Annotated in this window: 9 protein-coding genes, 4 tRNA genes and 1 other RNA gene; 6 read left to right on the plus strand and 8 right to left on the minus strand. The window is 71.5% G+C overall.

What is annotated here, in order from left to right:
• Positions 1 to 132 precede the first annotated feature (132 nt).
• Positions 133 to 220: transfer RNA gene (locus OG734_RS24095), tRNA-Ser, on the minus strand.
• A gap of 73 nt (positions 221 to 293) precedes the next feature.
• Here OG734_RS24095 and ffs point away from each other — a divergent pair.
• The 6 genes from ffs to OG734_RS24125 all read left to right on the plus strand — a co-directional run bounded on the left by ffs (position 294) and on the right by OG734_RS24125 (position 9,151).
• An RNA gene (gene ffs, locus OG734_RS24100) (signal recognition particle sRNA small type) lies at positions 294 to 390 on the plus strand.
• Between the two features lie 81 nt (positions 391 to 471).
• The gene (locus OG734_RS24105; RefSeq protein ID WP_330289579.1) at positions 472 to 2,844 is read left to right on the plus strand and encodes a DNA polymerase III subunit gamma and tau; all 2,373 of its coding nucleotides are present in this window, start codon (positions 472 to 474) and stop codon (positions 2,842 to 2,844) included.
• A gap of 162 nt (positions 2,845 to 3,006) precedes the next feature.
• Entirely contained in the window at positions 3,007 to 4,260 is a 1,254-nt protein-coding gene (purD, locus tag OG734_RS24110) for a phosphoribosylamine--glycine ligase (protein ID WP_330289580.1), read from the plus strand.
• A 335-nt stretch (positions 4,261 to 4,595) separates the two neighbouring features.
• Positions 4,596 to 6,416 (plus strand): hypothetical protein, encoded by a 1,821-nt coding sequence (locus OG734_RS24115; protein WP_330293769.1) that lies wholly within the window; start codon positions 4,596 to 4,598, stop codon positions 6,414 to 6,416.
• Between the two features lie 217 nt (positions 6,417 to 6,633).
• Positions 6,634 to 8,154, plus strand: coding sequence for a N,N-dimethylformamidase beta subunit family domain-containing protein (locus OG734_RS24120; RefSeq protein WP_330289581.1), 1,521 nt, complete (start codon positions 6,634 to 6,636; stop codon positions 8,152 to 8,154).
• Between the two features lie 85 nt (positions 8,155 to 8,239).
• The gene (locus OG734_RS24125; protein ID WP_330289582.1) at positions 8,240 to 9,151 is read left to right on the plus strand and encodes a phosphoribosylaminoimidazolesuccinocarboxamide synthase; all 912 of its coding nucleotides are present in this window, start codon (positions 8,240 to 8,242) and stop codon (positions 9,149 to 9,151) included.
• A 54-nt stretch (positions 9,152 to 9,205) separates the two neighbouring features.
• Here the strand turns inward: OG734_RS24125 and OG734_RS24130 are convergent.
• From OG734_RS24130 to OG734_RS24160, 7 genes are all read right to left on the minus strand, one after another.
• A tRNA-Gly gene (locus OG734_RS24130) sits at positions 9,206 to 9,281 on the minus strand.
• Positions 9,282 to 9,343: 62 nt separating this feature from the next.
• A complete protein-coding gene (locus OG734_RS24135) occupies positions 9,344 to 9,955 on the minus strand; it encodes a response regulator transcription factor (RefSeq protein ID WP_327696382.1) in 612 nt (203 codons plus the stop codon).
• Positions 9,952 to 11,238: a sensor histidine kinase gene (locus OG734_RS24140; protein WP_330289583.1), complete on the minus strand. Its 1,287-nt coding sequence runs from the start codon at positions 11,236 to 11,238 to the stop codon at positions 9,952 to 9,954. Before OG734_RS24140 ends, OG734_RS24135 begins: the two co-directional genes overlap by 4 nt.
• Before the next feature lie 19 nt (positions 11,239 to 11,257).
• Positions 11,258 to 12,001, minus strand: coding sequence for an ABC transporter permease (locus tag OG734_RS24145; protein ID WP_330293770.1), 744 nt, complete (start codon positions 11,999 to 12,001; stop codon positions 11,258 to 11,260).
• A 44-nt stretch (positions 12,002 to 12,045) separates the two neighbouring features.
• Positions 12,046 to 13,017, minus strand: a complete 972-nt coding sequence (locus OG734_RS24150) for an ABC transporter ATP-binding protein (RefSeq protein ID WP_330289584.1) — start codon at positions 13,015 to 13,017, stop codon at positions 12,046 to 12,048.
• A 135-nt stretch (positions 13,018 to 13,152) separates the two neighbouring features.
• Positions 13,153 to 13,228: transfer RNA gene (locus tag OG734_RS24155), tRNA-Gly, on the minus strand.
• A gap of 80 nt (positions 13,229 to 13,308) precedes the next feature.
• Positions 13,309 to 13,380 (minus strand) — tRNA-Gly (locus OG734_RS24160).
• Positions 13,381 to 13,420: the final 40 nt, after the last annotated feature.

Raw genomic sequence — 13,420 nt, forward strand, 5'->3', positions numbered from 1 at the left:
AAGACGCGGGCTACCCGCTGTCGAAATATCCTTAATGGGCGTACATAAACGCAACCAAAACTGCAACCAGCGCACAGCGAAGGGCCCCACCGCGAGCGGTGGGGCCCTTCGACATCGTGCCCGGTGAGGCACTGGCGGAGGATACGAGATTCGAACTCGTGAGGGGTTGCCCCCAACACGCTTTCCAAGCGTGCGCCCTAGGCCACTAGGCGAATCCTCCGACGCGAACATTACATGACCGTGGGTGGTGCTTGCGAACTCGTTCGGACCCCCTGCGATCAGGTACGCTGGGCCTCAGCCCCTCACGCGGCGCTATCTGACTGAACTCCCCCAGGGCCGGAAGGCAGCAAGGGTAGGTTGGCTCTGGCGGGTGCGTGGGGGGTCTTCTGTGTGCCTGGTCAGAGGCGTCCCGCACGGGGTGAGCCGGGCGAGCGGGGTCGACTGTCAGTGGGGCCCGATATCGTCGTATGCGTGTCGTCCCTTGCGCTGTACCGCCGCTATCGCCCGGAGTCGTTCGCCGAGGTCATCGGGCAGGAGCATGTAACCGACCCGCTGCAGCAGGCGCTGCGGAACAACCGGGTCAATCACGCGTACCTGTTCAGCGGGCCGCGTGGCTGCGGGAAGACGACCAGCGCGCGCATCCTGGCGCGCTGCCTGAACTGCGAGAAGGGGCCCACGCCGACGCCCTGCGGCGAATGCCAGTCCTGCCAGGACCTGGCGCGCAACGGGCCGGGGTCGATCGATGTCATCGAGATCGACGCCGCGTCGCACGGTGGTGTGGACGACGCGCGTGACCTGCGCGAAAAGGCCTTCTTCGGGCCGGCGAGCAGCCGCTACAAGATCTACATCATCGACGAGGCCCACATGGTCACGCCGGCCGGTTTCAACGCGCTGCTCAAGGTCGTCGAGGAGCCGCCGGAGCACCTCAAGTTCATCTTCGCGACCACGGAACCCGAGAAGGTCATCGGGACGATCCGCTCCCGGACCCACCACTACCCCTTCCGGCTGGTCCCGCCGGGCACGCTCCGCGAGTACCTCGCGGAGGTCTGCGGGCACGAGAACATCCCGGTCGCGGACGGCGTGCTCCCGTTGGTCGTCCGGTCCGGTGCGGGTTCCGTACGAGACTCGATGTCCGTCATGGACCAGCTGCTGGCCGGCGCCGGTGCCGACGGCGTGACGTACGCCATGGCCACCTCCCTGCTCGGCTACACGGATGCCTCGCTGCTCGACTCCGTGGTCGAGGCGTTCGCCTCCGGGGACGGAGCGGCGGCCTTCGAGGTCGTGGACCGCATCATCGAGGGCGGCAACGACCCGCGCCGTTTCGTCGCCGACCTGCTCGAACGGCTGCGCGACCTGGTGATCCTCGCCGCTGTCCCGGACGCGGCGGAGAAGGGGCTCATCGACGCCCCCGTGGACGTGGTGGAGCGTATGCAGGCCCAGGCCGGCGTCTTCGGCGCCGCCGAACTCAGCCGCGCCGCCGACCTCGTCAACGACGGACTCACGGAGATGCGGGGCGCGACCTCTCCCCGACTCCAGCTGGAGCTCATCTGCGCGCGCGTGCTGCTCCCCGCCGCGTACGGCGACGAGCGCTCGGTCATGGCCCGGCTCGACAAACTGGAGCGCGGAGTCAACTTCTCCGGCGGCCCAGCGGCGGGCATGGGAGGCGCCGGAATCCCCATGGGGTACGTGCCGGGACCCGGTGCGCATGGCGGGGCCCCGGTACACGAGGGATCGGTACCCGGCGGTGGTCCTGCGGGCGCGCCGATTCCGGCGGGCGGCGGGGTCGCGGCTGCGCGGGCGGCGGCGAGGGGGGCGGATGCCCCGGGCGCGCCGGTCATGCCCGGTGAATCAGGCATGCCGGGTACGCAGGGTCCGGTCGGCGTACCCGGTACGGCGGCCACGGGCGGAGCGCCTGCCCCGCAACCCCAGGCCCAGCCTCAAGCCCAGCCCCCCCAAGCCCAGCCCCAAGTCCAGGCCCAGGCTCCGGTTGCGCCGGCCCCCGCCCAGGCCGCCCCCGCCCCCGGCGCCTGGCCCACCGCGACGACCGCGGGCAGTGGTCGACGCCCCGGTGGCTGGCCCACGGCGACACCTGCCGGGGGCGGACAGCCCCCGGCATCCGCCGCGCCTGCTCCGGCAGCGGCCTATGCCCAATCCCAGCCCCAGCCCCAGCCCCAATCCCTGGCCCAGGGTCCGGCTCAGGTCCCCGCCGCGCAGGCCGGCGCCCCCGTGCCCGGCGGCCTCGACCCCCGCATGCTCTGGCCGAACATCCTGGAGTCGGTGAAGAACCGCCGCCGGTTCACCTGGATCCTGCTCAGCCAGAACGCCCAGGTCAGCGGCTTCGACGGCACCACTCTCCAGCTGGGCTTCATGAACGCGGGCGCGCGGGACAACTTCTCCAGCAGCGGCAGCGAAGAGGTGCTGAAGCAGGCGCTGGCGGAGCAGTTCAACGTCCAGTGGAGGATCGAGGCGGTCGTCGACCCGACGGGCGGCGGCCAGGCAGCCCCGGCGACCGGCGGCTACGGCGGAGGCGGCGCCCCCGGTGGTTACGGCGGCGGAGGCGGCGGTGGCGGTTACGGCGGCGCGGCTACGACGCCTGCCTCCCACCAGCAGCCGGCCCCCCCGCCACCCGCACCGGCCGCCTCCCAGGCATCCGGCGCTCCCCGCCCCCAGTCCTCCGCCCCGGTCCCGCAGCCCTCGGCCCCGGAACCCCCGCCGCCCATCGCCCCCGAGGACGACACCGCCGAGGACGACGACCCCGACCTCGACGAGTCCGCCCTCTCCGGCCATGAACTGATCGTGCGTGAACTGGGGGCGACGGTGGTGGAGGAGTTCTCGAACGAGTAGTTCACCCACCACTCGCTCCCGGAACCCCTTCGGCACCCCCCAGCCCCCAGTCCCCAGTCCCCAGCCCCCAGCCCCCAGCCCCCTGGCCCCTGACCCCCAGCCCCCAGCGAGCCCCGCACCGACACCGCCAAGCACTCCACCCCGACCACTAAGCTGACCTCCGTGAAGGTCCTCCTCATCGGTAACGGTGCCCGCGAACACGCCCTGTGCCGCTCCCTGTCCCTAGACCCCGACGTCACCGCGCTGTACTGCGCCCCCGGCAACGCCGGCATCGCCGAGGTCGCCGAGCTGCACCAGGTCGACCCCCTCGACGGCAAGGCCGTAGCGGCGCTGGCCCTGGAGCTGGGCGCCGAACTGGTCGTCGTGGGGCCGGAGGCGCCGCTCGTCGCCGGGGTCGCCGACGCCGTGCGTGAGGCGGGCATCCCGGTCTTCGGCCCCTCCGGGGAGGCCGCGCAGCTGGAGGGCTCCAAGGCCTTCGCGAAGGACGTCATGGCGGGAGCCGGCGTCCCCACGGCCCGTTCGTACGTCTGCACGACGCCGGAGGAGGTCGACGAAGCCCTCGACGCCTTCGGCGCCCCGTACGTCGTTAAGGACGATGGACTCGCGGCCGGCAAGGGCGTCGTGGTCACCGCCGACCTCGAAGAGGCCGCCGCGCACGCGAACTCCTGCGACCGCGTCGTCATCGAGGAGTTCCTCGACGGCCCCGAGGTCTCCCTCTTCGCGATCACCGACGGCGTGACGGTCCTCCCGCTCCAGCCCGCCCAGGACTTCAAGCGCGCGCTGGACGACGACGAGGGCCCGAACACGGGCGGCATGGGCGCCTACTCGCCGCTCCCCTGGGCCGACCCGAAGCTGGTCGAGGAGGTCCTCCAGACGGTCCTGCAGCCGACGGTCGACGAACTGCGCCGCCGCGGCACCCCCTTCTCCGGTCTCCTCTACGCGGGCCTCGCGATCACCTCGCGCGGCGTCCGCGTGATCGAGTTCAACGCCCGCTTCGGCGACCCGGAGACCCAGGTGGTCCTGGCCCGCCTGAAGACCCCGCTGGCGGGCATCCTCCTCGCGGCGGCAAACGGCACCCTCGCCGACCTGGAGCCGCTGCGCTGGAGCGATGACGCGGCGGTCACCGTGGTCATCGCCTCGCACAACTACCCCGGCACCCCGCGCACCGGCGACCCGATCACCGGCCTCGCCGACGTGGCCGCCGAGGACGCCCCGCACGCGTACGTCCTGCACGCCGGTACGAAGCGAGACGGCGACGCGGTCGTGAGCGCGGGCGGCAGGGTGCTCTCCGTGACAGCGACCGGCAATGACCTGAGCCAGGCCCGCGACCGCGCGTACACCGCCCTCGGCCGCATCCACCTGGACGGCTCCCAGCACCGCACGGACATCGCGGCGAAGGCGGCAGCAGGGGAGTAGTCCGGACACACGGCGATGAACCTCTCGGGCCCCGCATCCGTCTAAGGATGCGGGGCCCGAGAGTCTTTGTGACGCGTCCGCGGGGCTCTCGAACCTCTCCCAACTGCAACTTTGTCGTCGCCGTGTGTCATCCACCTCTCCCCAAAGCCATTCCATCGAGTGACCGATCCCCCATCCGGCTGACGACGACCGAGCCCCCAACTATGGTGCGGCGCAAGCGTTCCGGCACTTGGCCCACCGGCATTGCGATGTCAGTGCCGGGTGCCACAGTGGGGGAGTGAGCAATGTCAGGTGTGTGCGGAAAAGGTAGGGGGTGACATCCGGTCGTGACCGGTATGGGTGTGGAGGCGGGCGCGCAGGTCGCGCGTTCCCGGGCCCTCGCCGTGCTGCGCATCCGCAGCAGGGCTCTGGCCGTCGCCCTGCTGCCCGCAGCCCTCGCCGTAGTGCTCTGGGCCGGCGGCTCCACCGACCACCTCGTGGGCGGCGGCTGGCACCTGGCCCGCTTGATCACGAGCGCCGCCGCAGTCGTCGTACTCCTCGCAGCGGCCGTCATCGCCCTGGTCGTCGCCCGTGCCCGCCCCGCGATGAGCCCCACGGTCCCGATCGCCGAGGAATCGGCCCTGGACCTCTACCACCTGGTGCGCGACCTGGCCGACCGCCTGGGCGTCCCCGCGCCCTCCGCGATAGCGCTCACCCCGGACTGCGACAGCTGGCTGGAGGACCGCACCCACCCCGCCAACGCCCCGCCCCCGCCGACGGGCCGTGACGAGATATCGGGCGTACGAGGCCTGCGCCCCGCCTTCCAGGGGCAGCGCCGGCGTACGACGGCGGCCGCGTCCCCCGTCCTCGTGATCGGCTCGCCGTTCCTGTGGTGGATGCGCGTCGCCGAGCTGCGCGCGGTCCTCGCCCCGGTCGTCGCGGGTACGGGGCCCTCGGCGCATCCGGACATAGCGGGGGCCCGGCGCTTCGTACGGGGCCTGGACGCGGCGGTGGCCGTGGCCACGGCGCCGCAGCGCGGCCCCGTGTCCCGTGCGGCGCTCGCGGGCGTCGGCTGGGTGGCGAGGCTGCTGCTGCGCAGCTGTCGGGTGCATGCGACCGAGATGGAGCGCGGGGTCGCGTCGGCCGCCGCCGAGCGTGCACAGGCTGTGGACTACGGGCTGCGGATCGTTGCACAGGAGCAGGTCGGCCTGGCGTACGCGGGCTGGGACCGGCTGCTGACCCGGGTCGCGCTTCCCGCCTGGCGGATGGGCCGCTGGCCGGCCCGGCTGGACGCGGGCGTCGTCGCGGCGCTCACGGAACTGTCCCGCCGCGATCGGCTGGCCGAGGGCTTCACCTCCCGTCTGGGCGAACGCCCGGCCTGCGACCTGCTGGAAGAGCCCGGCCTGGTCGACGAGGCGGCCTCACTGCTGGCTGCCCGCCTGTTCCACGGCGGCCCGGCCGAGTCCGGCCCGGACTGGGCGCCGGTCGACTGGCAGGAGTACCCGGACGAGGTGGTCGACCGCAAGTGGCGTACGGATGCGGCCCGCCTGCACCGAGTCCTGGACGCCCTCGGAGTCCACCGCACCACGACACCCACGCCCCAGGCCCCCGTCGCCCCGACCCTGTCCCGGGTGATGAACCACCTGGCGACGCCCCAGACCCCCGCGACGACGACGGCGATGGAGTCGGCAGAGGACGAGTACGAGTACGGGGATGTCGACGGAGAGGTCGACGGGGACGGGGACGACGAACGGGTGGGAAGCGAGCGCGGTGAGGCTCTTGCCGCCGGGCTCAGTGCGGAGGTGGCCCGGGAGGAGGAGGCGGCGGCGCCGGCGGGCCGGCAACAGGCCCCCGCAGGGCTGAGCAGCCAGGGCTCGGAAGCGGCCTTCTGGGACGACGGCACGCTGCCCCTGTTCCCGCTGCAGCCCCCGCGCACGGGCCGCGAACTGCTCGCCGATCACGTCACCGCGATGGTGTGCTGCGCGGCGATGGACACGGCGGGCGCGACACCGGGCCTGGACTGGCTCGACGGCCCCTCCCTCCTCCTGCACGGCGAACGAGCGGCCGACCTGGGCCCAAAGGTCCTGACCCTCATAGAAACGGGCGACCCGGCCCCCCTGGAGGCATGGCTCCGCACGACAGGGGTACGCCCGGAGAAGCCGGTACGCCTGGTCTGACCCCGAGGCCTTTCCGGGAACGGGATGGGACGGGTAGGGGTGGCGGGGGCGAAGAAACCGGTCGGACCCCTCCCTTCCGCTTATGGCCAATTCGCGACGAATGGTGACGGACTGCGTGCGTAATGTGATGTGCTGGGACCGAACACGCACATGGCAATCGCTCGGGACATAGGACACGGGACGTAAGGCAGCTGACGGGGGAGCCAGGGAGGGTGTCATGGGGTCGCAGCCGATCCGACGCTGGGAGTCGGGAGCACTCGCGCACGCCGTCACGGATCCCTTCGGCCTGGGCCCGGTCCCCTGGCTCCGAGGCAGCGAGACCTACTTCGACGACACCGGCCACGTGGTCCCCTGGTATGTCGACCCCTTAGACCCCACACCCGCCCCCACCGCCCGAGCCCAAGGCACCGCCAGAGTCCCCGCCCCCCGCACCGCACCCCCCACGACCGGCGGCCCCCGCGCCGCCGACGACGTGCACCGTCAGATCAAGGGGTTCGCCTCCACCGGCCCGGCCGCCCCCGGCGAATCGATCGATTTCCACATCACCGTCGATCCGCCGCAAGAGTTCGCCGTGGACATCTACCGGATCGGCCACTACGGCGGAGACGGCGCTGCGAAGATCACGACGAGCCCCCGCCTCTCGGGCATCGTCCAGCCCCCGCCGCTCACCGCCGACCGCACCGTCTCCTGCCACCACTGGTGGCTGTCCTGGCGCCTGCAGATCCCGACGTACTGGAACATCGGGGCATACGTCGCCGTCCTCACCACTGTCGACGGCTACCGCTCCCACATCCCCTTCACGGTCCGCGACAACCACCCGGCGGACCTGCTGCTCCTCCTGCCGGACATCACCTGGCAGGCGTACAACCTCTACCCGGAGGACGGCCGCACCGGCGCGAGTCTCTACCACGCCTGGGACAAGGACGGCCGGCTCCTCGGCGAGGCCGACGCCGCGACCACCGTCTCCTTCGACCGCCCGTACGCCGGCGCGGGCCTCCCTCTCCATGTGGGCCACGCCTACGACTTCATCCGCTTCGCCGAGCGCTACGGCTACGACCTCGCCTACGCCGACGCCCGCGACCTGCACGCCGGCCGCGTCGACCCCACCCGCTACCGGGGCCTGGTCTTCCCGGGCCACGACGAGTACTGGTCCACGTCGATGCGTCGCACCACCGAACTCGCCCGCGAGAACGGCACATCCCTCGTCTTCCTCTCCGCCAACACCATGTACTGGCAGGTGGAGCTGGGCCCGTCCCCGTCGGGCGTCCCGGACCGCCTCCTCACCTGCCGAAAGCGGCGCGGCCCCGGAAAGTCGGCCCTGTGGCGCGAGATCGACCGCCCCGAGCAGCAGTTGATCGGCATCCAGTACGCGGGCCGGGTCCCCGAGCCCACTCCCCTGGTCGTCCGCAACGCCGACCACTGGATGTGGGAGGCGACCGGCGCCCACGACGGCGACGAGATCGACGGCATGGTGGCCGGCGAGGCCGACCGCTACTTCCCGCGCACCCAGCTCCCCGAGCACGACGACCGCATCCTCCTCGCGCACTCCCCGTACGCCGACAGCGAAGGCGCCCTCCGTCACCAGGAGACCTCCCTCTACAGGGCGCCCTCCGGCTCCCTGGTCTTCGCGTCCGGAACGTTCGCATGGTCCCCGTCCCTGGACCGCCCCGGCCACGTGGACCCCAGGGTCCAGCGGGCCACCGCGAACCTCCTGGACCGCATCTGCAAACGGGACTGAGCCGCCTTCCTCCTGCCCCTGGCGAGAACGAGTGCTCCGCATACGGGAGAATCGAGCCACTTGGTCATCACCACGGGGAGGAACCGTGTCCGGATTCGTAGAAAAGCCCGAGCCCCTTCAGGTTCCGGGTCTGGTGCATCTGCACACCGGCAAGGTGCGCGACCTGTACCAGAACGAGGCGGGCGACCTCGTGATGGTCGCCAGCGACCGCATCTCCGCTTTCGACTGGGTGCTGCAGACGGAGATCCCCGACAAGGGCCGCGTCCTCACCCAGCTCTCGCTCTGGTGGTTCGACCAGCTCGCCGACCTGGCCCCCAACCACGTCCTGAGCACCGACCTCCCGCCGGGCGCCCCCGCCGACTGGGCGGGCCGCACCCTGATCTGCAAGTCCCTGCGCATGATGCCGGTGGAGTGCGTGGCCCGCGGCTACCTCACCGGCTCCGGCCTCACCGAGTACAACGTCTCCCGTACGGTCTGCGGCCTGGCCCTCCCCGAGGGCCTCACCGACGGCTCCGAGCTCCCCGCCCCGATCTTCACCCCGGCCACGAAGGCCGCGGTCGGCGAGCACGACGAGAACGTGTCGTACGAGGAGGTCGCCCGCCAGGTCGGCGCCGAGTCCGCCGCGCAGCTTCGCCAGGCGACCCTCGCCGTGTACTCCCGCGCCCGCGACATCGCCCGCGACCGGGGCATCATCCTCGCGGACACGAAGTTCGAGTTCGGGTACGAGAGCACCGAGAGCGGCGAGAGGCTGATCCTGGCCGACGAGGTCCTCACCCCGGACTCGTCCCGCTTCTGGCCGGCCGACCAGTGGGAGCCGGGCCACGCGCAGCCCTCGTTCGACAAGCAGTTCGTACGGGACTGGCTCACGTCCTCGGAGTCCGGCTGGGTCCGCGCCAGCGAGCAGCCGCCGCCGCCGCTCCCGCAGATCGTCACCGACGCGACCCGCGCGAAGTACATCGAGGCGTACGAGCGCCTGACGGGCCTGAGCTGGACGTAGCGACGGCGCCCGCGCACGACAAAGCCCCCCGGCCGGAGCCGGGGGGCTTTGATCTGGAGCGGACGACCAGGTTCGAACTGGCGACCTCAACCTTGGCAAGGTTGCGCTCTACCAACTGAGCTACGTCCGCATCGCGTCCCAGTACGTGCAGTACGTGTCATACATGCCGTACGTGCCGTGGCGCGAGACCAACTATACCCAACCCCGAAGCCGTGCGAGCCGCACAGCCGCGTGCCGGTTCTCCGCCCCGAGTTTCGAGACGGCCGACGACAGATAGTTCCGTACGGTCCCCTGTGACAGCGCGGCCCGTTCCGCGATCTCCGCGACCGGTGCGCCGTCGGCGGCGAGTTCGAGCACCTCGGCCTCGCGCGCGGTCAGCGGGGAGTCCCCGGCGGAGATCGCGTCGGCGGCCAACTCGGGGTCGACGTAACGGTTTCCGGCGTGCACGGTACGGATGATCTCGGCGAGCCGCTGGGCACTGACGGTCTTGGGGACGAACCCCCGCACACCCGCCGCAAGCGCCCGCTTCAGATGCCCCGGGCGGCCGTGACTGGTCACGATCAGCACCCGGCACTCGGGCAGTTCGGCCCGCAGCGATGTGGCGACCTTCACACCGTCCGCGCCCGGCATCTCAAGGTCGAGCACCGCGACGTCGGGCCGGTGCGCCCGGGCCATGGCCAGCGCCTCGGGCCCGGTGGCAGCCTCGGCGACCACCACGAGGTCGTCCTCCAGGCCGAGCAGCGCGGCCAGCGCACCCCGGATGAGGTGCTCGTCGTCGGCGAGCAGCAGCCGTACACCGCTCATGAAGTGACCCCACTCACAACGATCCCTGCATCAGACCCAGACCCAGACCCCGAGCCCGAACCCGCGGGGAGGGGCACGGTGGCGACCACCCGGAACCGGTCCTCGCCCGCACCGACCACCCCCGCCTCCAGTCGCCCGTCGACGGCCGACAACCGTTCCCGCAGCCCGACAAGCCCGGACCCCGTCCCCGACCCGATGCCCCCACCGGAACCCCCACCGCCGACCCCGTCGTTCTCCACGGTCAGCACCACCCGCCCGTCACCGACCCGAACCTCCACCCCGCACCACCCGGCATCCCCGTGCCGCAGCACGTTGGTCGTCGCCTCCCGCACCACCCACCCGAGCGCCGACTGCACCTCACCAGGCAGCCCGACCGCTTCCCCGGTCACCTCGCACGAGATCCCCGCGGCGGTCAACACCCCTTGCGCACCGAGGAGTTCCGCACCGAGGTCGGCCTCGCGGTACCCCCGTACGACATCCCGTACCTCCCGCTGCGACTCGTGTGCGATCCGCTGTACCTCGATCATCTGGTCGACGGCCTCGGGCCGCTCGCGTCGGGAGAGCTGCACGGCCAGCTCGCTCTTGAGGGCGATCACCGCCAGGTTCCGCCCCATCACGTCGTGCAGATCACGCCCGAACCGCAGCCGTTCCTCGGCGACGGCGAGCCGGGCCCGGGTCTCGCGGGCCTCGTCGAGTTCGTACACGGCTCTGAGCAGCCAGACGGAGAAGGCGTAGGTGAACGAGATGAACCCGGCGCCGAGGAGTACGGCCAGCCCCGTGCCGAAGGCCGCGGCCACCGGGAGGCCCAGCGGGAGGGCCACGGCGACCGAGCCCACAGCCAGCCCGGCCACCAGAGACAGCATGCGCAGTCTGCTGCGCAGACCGAGGGTGAGGGTGCCGGCGCCGAAGGACATCACCCCGCCGAACAGGCTCCCGGCGGCGGTCTTCGTATCCTCGCCGCCTGGCCCGTGGGTGGCCAGGACGAGAGCCACGACCCCGGTCGCCGCGGTGACGGCGCCGAGCACGGCCAGCAGTCGCAGGGGCTGTTCCCGGGTCCCGCGGACCCAGTCCAGCGCCCGGGACGCGGTTACCGCGCAGAGCACGGAGTGCGCGCACACCAGCAGGAACAGCCAGGGCGCGAGCCGCGCCCCCACCTGCCCGAGGAGGGGCAGTCCGATCGCGGTGACCTCGACGAAGGGGAACAGATGAAACGACCAGCGCGTGTACGTCTCCACCTTCGCCGGAGTGCTCTTGCGCCCCCACCAGTTCCCGGGCCTGCGCATTTTCCTGATCCCCCGTCTCCTACCGCCGCGGTTCCCAGCGGAACCACCGTCGTACAGCAAACACCGACAGGACGGTCCAGGCCAGGCCGGTCAGTACGGCGCCCATGGCCTCGTACGCCGAGAGGTCGCCGGTCCAGGCGCCGCGTACGAGGGTGATCGTGGGCGTCAGCGGGAGCAGCTCGCAGAACGAGGCGAGCCGGTCGGGCAGCATCTCCAGCGGGACGGTGATCCCGGAGCCGATGAACGAGAGGAGCATCAGCGGCAGCGAGGTGACCTGCGCGCTCTCGGTGGTCCGGCTGAAGCTGGCGGTGAGAGCGGCCAGCGCCACGCATGTCACCAGGCCCAACAGCAGCCCGATGACGGCGAGTTGGGGCGCCGAGGGTGCTTCGAGGTCCAGCAGGACGGTACAGCCGACGGCCAGCAGCAGGCACTGTACGAGGCCTGTCATGGCCGCAGGGAGTGCCGTCCCGGTGAGTATCTCGATGTCGCGCAGCTCACCGGTGCGCAGTCGCTTGAGTACGAGTTCCTCGCGCCGGGCGACGAAGGCGCCGATGAGGGCGGCGTACACGGCGAAGAGCAGCGAGAAGCCGACCGCGGCGGGCACGACGAGCGTCCCGACGCTGAGCCCGGCCTCCTTCAGGTCCACCTCCGAGATGGCCGACCGCACACTGACCGGCAGCACCAGCGGCACGAACAGTGCGGCGACGAGCGTCCCCTTGTTCCGCAGGAACAACGTCGACTCGGCCCGGGCCAGCGCCCGCATCCGCCCGGCGGGAGTGGTCGTACTGCCAGTACCGACAATCGCGCTCACGCGACACGCTCCTCAGTGACAACGGAACTCTCCACGCCTGCCGACGCCTCCCGGGCGATCCGCAGAAACGCCTCCTCCAGCGAGGCCGACCGCACATCCAGCCCCCGCAGCGTGACCCCGGCCCCCTCGGCCCACACCAGCAACCGTGTTGCAGCGCGCTGGAGTTCATGGGTACGCAGCCGTACGACGCGCCCCTCCTGCTCGTACCCGCTCACCCCGAGCGAGCCGAGCGGCGGCAGATCGCCCACGAAGTACCCCTGGGGCAGCTCGAAGGAGATCCGGGACGGCTGCGAGGCGGTCACCTCGGCAGGCGTACCGGCGGCGGCGATGCGCCCCTCGTGGAGGATGGCGAGGCGGTCGGCGAGATCCTCGGCCTCCTCCAGGTAGTGCGTGGTGAGCAGCACGGTCGTACCGCCGGCGCGCAGTTCCCGTACCAACTCCCAGGTGGCGCGGCGCCCTTCGGCGTCGAGGCCGGTCGTCGGTTCGTCGAGGAACAGCACCTCGGGGTTGCCGAGGAGCGCGAGCGCGAGGTCGAGGCGCCGCCGTTCACCTCCGGACAGCTGCTTCACGCGTACGTCGGTCCGCCGCTCCAGCCCGACGAGCGCGAGCGCCTCCGCCTCGGGCCGTGCCCCGCTCGTGCACCCGGCCCACATCCGCGCGGTCTCGCCGACGGTCAGCTCGGACGGGAAGCCGCCCTCCTGGAGCATCACGCCGGTACGCGGCCGTACGACGGCCCGCTCGGTGTACGGATCATGGCCCAGCACCCGCACGCGCCCCCCGTTCGGTGGCGCCAGCCCCTCCAGCAGTTCGACGGTCGACGTCTTGCCCGCGCCGTTCGTGCCCAGCAGGGCGAAGATCTCCCCGCGGCCCACAGAGAACGACACCCCGCGCACCGCCTCGAACCCGCCCCCGTACACACGCCGCAGGTCAGTGACCTCAATCACGTGTCCGTGTTCGTTGGTTTCCATGCCTTCAGCATCCCGGCCGGAAGGAGGGGGAGGCAGTGCGTGGTGTCATCACCCGGCATGACAAATGTCAGGCGTCCGAGAAACATGAAAGGGGCACACGAAGAAGACCCCGGTCGAATGACCGGGGCCTTGATCTGGAGCGGACGACCAGGTTCGAACTGGCGACCTCAACCTTGGCAAGGTTGCGCTCTACCAACTGAGCTACGTCCGCATTGCCTCCAGTCGGCTTTCACCGACTGGCGCGGGCACCAGCCTACCTGATCCACAAGAGTGGTCAGACCGGCGATGCAGAGCGGGTGACAGGAATTGCACACTGCGCCTTCCCCCTGGAAGGGGGATGTTCTGCTACTGAACTACACCCGCAAGCCTCCGTGAGCCGGGCCTTTTGGCCTCGCCCCTCGGC

The organism is Streptomyces sp. NBC_00576, assembly GCF_036345175.1.
Taxonomy (GTDB): Bacteria; Actinomycetota; Actinomycetes; order Streptomycetales; family Streptomycetaceae; genus Streptomyces.